The organism is Pseudoalteromonas sp. 19-MNA-CIBAN-0066 (assembly GCF_040308705.1).
Taxonomy (GTDB): domain Bacteria; phylum Pseudomonadota; class Gammaproteobacteria; order Enterobacterales; family Alteromonadaceae; genus Pseudoalteromonas; species Pseudoalteromonas nigrifaciens.
Genome location: NZ_JBEONZ010000252.1, coordinates 1 through 264 on the forward strand (window position 1 = coordinate 1; position 264 = coordinate 264).

The following is a 264-nucleotide window of genomic DNA, read 5'->3' on the forward strand; positions in this document are numbered from 1 at the left end:
TTGCTGTACTTTCTGCCGCAATAACAACAGTAGTTTGCATAAATGCTCACATCATCTTTGCGCAAATTTTTAGCGTGTCCACCGCCCTTTTTTGGCGCCCTAAATTTAAACTCAACTCTTGGGTTAGCCGGCGCTCTATCTCCGCCGCTCAAAGAAAAAGTTGCGTCACGCCATTTAAAATCAACATCTATAGCGCCTTCAGGTATTGTTCCCTGTTCAATTAAATGATTTTTAACGCGCTTTAAGTTCTCGGTAAAACAATTG

General features: G+C 41.7%; 1 protein-coding gene. It reads right to left on the reverse strand.

What is annotated here, in order from left to right; all coding sequences use genetic code 11:
* On the reverse strand, nucleotides 1–264 hold a 264-nt coding region (locus AAEZ18_RS19030; RefSeq protein WP_352255981.1), incomplete at both ends, for a hypothetical protein.